This window comes from Actinoplanes oryzae (assembly GCF_030757795.1).
GTDB lineage: Bacteria > Actinomycetota > Actinomycetes > Mycobacteriales > Micromonosporaceae > Actinoplanes.
On the sequence record NZ_JAUQWH010000311.1, the window covers coordinates 1 to 4,042 of the forward strand.

Here is a 4,042-nt window from a genome sequence, read left to right on the forward strand (position 1 = left end):
CCCGGACGGACGCTTCCGCAAGCCGGACGGCAGGCGGCGTGAACAGGCCATTCACGATCCCGATGATCACGTTCCCGGTCAATTCAGGACACGATGACCTTGGCATAAATCACTGCTTGTAATCCCTCAAATACGCTCCGTACTCTGGTCTCAGAGCACATCGATTGGCTTGAGTGCCATAGGAGTTGGTGGCCTCGGCTCAGCACATCGGGGAGCGTCGCATGGTTGTCAAGGTTGTCGAGCAGATCAACGACGACGAGCTCATCGAGACCACGTGGAAAATGTACGAGGAGACCTTCCGCGGCATCAATGCCATGGCGGTGCAGCGTCACCTCATGTTCCGCAACGAGTTCGACGAGGTGATGCGGGACGGCCGGGTGCAGAAGTACCTGAGTCTCGACGACGAGGGCAACCTGGTCGGGCTGTCGACCTACACGAACGACCTCGACGCGATGCCGCTCATCTCGCCGGCGTACTTCGAGCGGCGCTGGCCGGAGCTCTACGTCCAGCGCAAGATCTGGTACTGCGGCTTCGTCGCGGTGGCACCCACGGGACGCGCCAACTCGTCCTTCGCCGACCTGGTGGAGGCGATGTACCTGTTCGCCGCGGCCCAGGGCGGCATCATCGGGCTCGACTTCTGCAGCTACAACGACGAGCAGCGCAAGATGGGCCGCGTCGTCCGCCTGATGCTGCAGCGGCTCTCCGGCAACTGCGACGCCGAGATGATGGACGCGCAGCAGTTCTGGATCTACCAGTTCCCGCAGGCCGCCTGAGCGCCCCGGCCTGGCTCCTCCCGTGTCCCCCCGGACGCGCGCAGGCGGCCCGAACCGTCATGGTTCGGGCCGCCCCGCGCGATCGGGCACGCCGGCACCGCTCACCGCTTCGGCGGGATCCGAGCTTTTGGGGGGCTGGCGGATCCGGCCGGCACGAACCTCCTCTCCTCTCGGGACCGGGGAGCGGCACGGCGTGTTCCCTGCTGAGTCTGTGGAGTTGTGGAGTGCCCCGGCGGGCGGGTCAGCCGTCGCCGCGCGGGTAGTGCCGCTGGTCGTCGGGATAGCCGCCCGGGTACCCGCCGGGCGGCGGCCCGCCCTGGTATCCCTGGGGCCCCGGCTCCCCCGGCCGCCGGTCGTACGGGTCGCCCGGATAGCCGCCCTGGTACTGACCGCCGGTGTAGTGCCCGGGGTGACCACCGCCCGGAGGACCGGCCGGGTAACCGCCCGGTGTCGGGCCCTCCGGGTAGCCACTGGGCGGGTAACCCCCGCCTGCCGGACCGGCCGCGGGCGGCGGAGCGAGCTCCGGCTGCCACGGGTTGTGCCCGTTGACCGCCGCGTTGGCCCGGGCGCTCTCCATCATCGCCTTGATGCTCATCGGCTCGGGGTGGTCCAGCCCGGTGCTGCGCTGGCGCGGCAGGTCGGCGACGAAGGCGTTGTCGCCGCCGCGGCCGATGCCGTGGTAGACCCCGGGACGGGCCTTGCGCATGATGACCGCCCAGACGAAGCCCGCGACGGCGAAGAGCAGGTAGCCGGTCGGGAACAGCCAGTGGAAGATCGAGCCGTCCTCCACCTGCAGCAGGTCGCCGAGGCCGATGACCGTCGCCGCCAGGATGATGCTGAGCAGCACGAAGGCGATGATCGGGGCGATCCGGCTGCGCCAGGCGCCCTCGTGGTGGTCGCTGCGCTTGTGGAAGAACATGATGACCGCCGCGGAGGCGCTCCACATGAGGATCAGCACGCCCAGGCCGCCGACCGTGGTGAGCCAGGCGAAGAGGTAGACCAGCGGGTCCGCCCCGGTGATCCGGTAGATAACCAGCACGCCGAGGGCGAGCAGGCTCTGGGTGATCGAGCCGACGATCGGCGCGCCGGTCCGCGGGTGGGTGTAACCCCAGGCCCGGGGCAGCACGCCCTCGCGGCCCAGGGCGAACTGGTAGCGCGAGACGGCGGCGTGGAAGGCCAGCAGCGCGGCGAAGATGCTCGTCATGAACAGCACGTAGCCGACGTTGATGAGCACTTCCGGCACGTGCGGGCTGACCAGGTTGAAGACCAGGTCGGTCTCGTCGGACTCGGCGCGCGCCACGATCGTGCGCGGGCCGGCGCCCACCGACATGGCCCAGGCGGACAGGCCGCAGAGCAGGCCGGCGAGGATGACCGCCAGGTGGGTCGCGCGGGCGATGGTCTTCTTCGGGTCCTTGGTCTCCTCGGAGAGCACCACGGTCGCCTCGAAGCCGACGAAGCCGGCGATGGCGAGCACCATCATGGCGGCGACCTCGGGCGTGAAGACCTGCACCGGGTTGAGCGTGGAGAAGGACACCGAGCCGCCGGCCGGGTTCGCGACCATGACGACGTCGTAGAGCAGCACGATGGCGATCTCGGCGACCAGCAGGACCGCGAGCACCTTGCCGCTGAGGTCGACCCAGAGCAGGCCGAGCACGGCCGTCAGCACCCAGGCCGCTATCGCGCAGGTGAACCAGCCGACCGTGAAGCCGAGCCCGTCGAGCACCCCCGATGCCACGACGCCGAAGAGCCCGAACAGGCCGATCTGCATCAGCGCGTACGCCGGGAGGGCCACGAAGGCGGCACCGACGCCCGGGATCCGGCCGAGGCCGTGGCTGATGTAGGAGTAGAAGGCACCCGAGTTGACGATGTGCCGGCTCATCGCGACGAACCCGACCGTGAAGATCGAGAGGATGCCGGCGACGACGAAGTAGATGAGCGGAACCGCGGTGTTGCCGACCACGGCGTAGATGGTCGTGATGCTGCCGATGATCACTGTCAGGGGCGCGGCTCCCGCCACCCCGAAGAAGACCACGGAGGGCACCCCGAGCCGGTTCCGTGCCAGTGCGGTGGACACGATGTCCGGTTCGGACATGTCCTTACGTGCCATCAAGAGCCTCCCAGCCCACTGATCGAAGTTGTCCCGCCGGCGGTGGTGCCGGCCGACCGGGCTCACCGCCGACCGACGGCGAGCACCGATCCCACGGACGCCTCCGTGTGCTCGATGAGCTGGCGCAGGTCCTCCGGCAGCGAGCCGATGGCCGTGGGCAGCTGGGTGAGGGCCTGACGGTGCACCTCGAAGTCCCACAGCACGTAGCGCGTGAGACCGGTGGCCACCACCAGGCCGGCCAGCAGCCGGTCGCCGATGGACATCTCCAGGCCGCGGACCATGATGTTGGCCAGCCGCATCGGTGCCCAGGCGGCGGCGTTGCGCTGCGCCTCGTTGTTGGGCATGTAGAAGGTCTGCGTCGACAGCATGCGCCGGCGGGTCACGGGCTCGACGGCGCCGGAGCGCATGAGCCGCTCCCCCACCCGCTCCGCCGCGTCCTGCGACAGGTAGGCGAGCCAGGTGCGCACCTCGCGGTGCTGCGGCTGGGCGATCAGCAGCTCGAGGATCGAGTGCGACAGCGAGTCGCGCGGTGGCATCCTGCTGTCTATCCGCATTTCCCCGTCGATGATCCGCAGCCGGCCCTCGAGCACCAGCTCGCCGAGCAGGGCCGCGGCCAGCCCGAGGCCGGTGGCCCGGGGGTGCAGACGGGACCGGCCGGTGCGGTCCTCGTGGGCGATCAGGAAGAACTGGTCAGCCAGCACGCCGCCACTCCTTTGGAAACGTCGACCCGATTGTCGACGGGGCAACAACCTGTATAGAAGGCAATAACTCGCTGTCGGAAGCATCATGTACCCACCCTCGGGTTCAACGCAAGAAGTACTAGACTCGGAAACTCGGCAGTGTCGTCCACGGTGGAATCGGCACCCGTGCGACCATGTGCACGCGCGCACAGGGTCGAGGATCGCCAGACCCGGAACAAGTACGCGGCGCCGTAATTTCACGACGAGGGAGTTCGATGTCCACAGACGAAGGACCCACGCTGCGACGGCGTCGTCTGGGCGCCGAGCTGAAACGGTGCCGCGAGCGTGCCGGTTTGACCCAGGAAAGCGTCTCCCGGCATTTCGAATGGCACTCCGCCAAGGTCACCCGGATCGAGACGGCCCGGGTCGCGGTGACCCCTCGTGACGTGCGGGACCTGCTGACGCTCTACGGCATCCAGGAC

4 protein-coding genes are annotated in these 4,042 nt (G+C 68.7%); 2 read left to right on the forward strand and 2 right to left on the reverse strand.

All coding sequences use genetic code 11. The annotated features are described in order from the left end of the window. Positions 1 to 221 precede the first annotated feature (221 nt). Entirely contained in the window at positions 222 to 773 is a 552-nt protein-coding gene (locus tag RBH18_RS43315; protein WP_306216345.1) for a hypothetical protein, read from the forward strand. 241 nt (positions 774 to 1,014) lie between these two features. On the opposite strand, the gene RBH18_RS43320 is transcribed toward RBH18_RS43315, so the two are convergent. Together RBH18_RS43320 and RBH18_RS43325 are read right to left on the reverse strand one after the other, a co-directional pair. Further along, positions 1,015 to 2,880, reverse strand: a complete 1,866-nt coding sequence (locus RBH18_RS43320) for an APC family permease (RefSeq protein ID WP_306216346.1) — start codon at positions 2,878 to 2,880, stop codon at positions 1,015 to 1,017. 62 nt (positions 2,881 to 2,942) lie between these two features. Next, positions 2,943 to 3,581 carry a GOLPH3/VPS74 family protein gene (locus RBH18_RS43325; protein ID WP_306216347.1) on the reverse strand — a complete coding sequence of 213 codons (639 nt, stop codon included), beginning with the start codon at positions 3,579 to 3,581 and terminating at the stop codon, positions 2,943 to 2,945. A gap of 254 nt (positions 3,582 to 3,835) precedes the next feature. Between RBH18_RS43325 and RBH18_RS43330 the strand changes: the two genes are divergently transcribed. Continuing rightward, positions 3,836 to 4,042: helix-turn-helix domain-containing protein (locus tag RBH18_RS43330; RefSeq protein WP_306216348.1), on the forward strand; the 207-nt coding region annotated here is incomplete at its 3' end.

Coding starts and splice junctions, on each gene's coding strand:
- RBH18_RS43320 (WP_306216346.1), bottom strand. CDS start 2,880: ATGGCACGTAAGGACATGTCCGAACCGGACATCGTGTCCACCGCACTG.
- RBH18_RS43315 (WP_306216345.1), top strand. CDS start 222: ATGGTTGTCAAGGTTGTCGAGCAGATCAACGACGACGAGCTCATCGAG.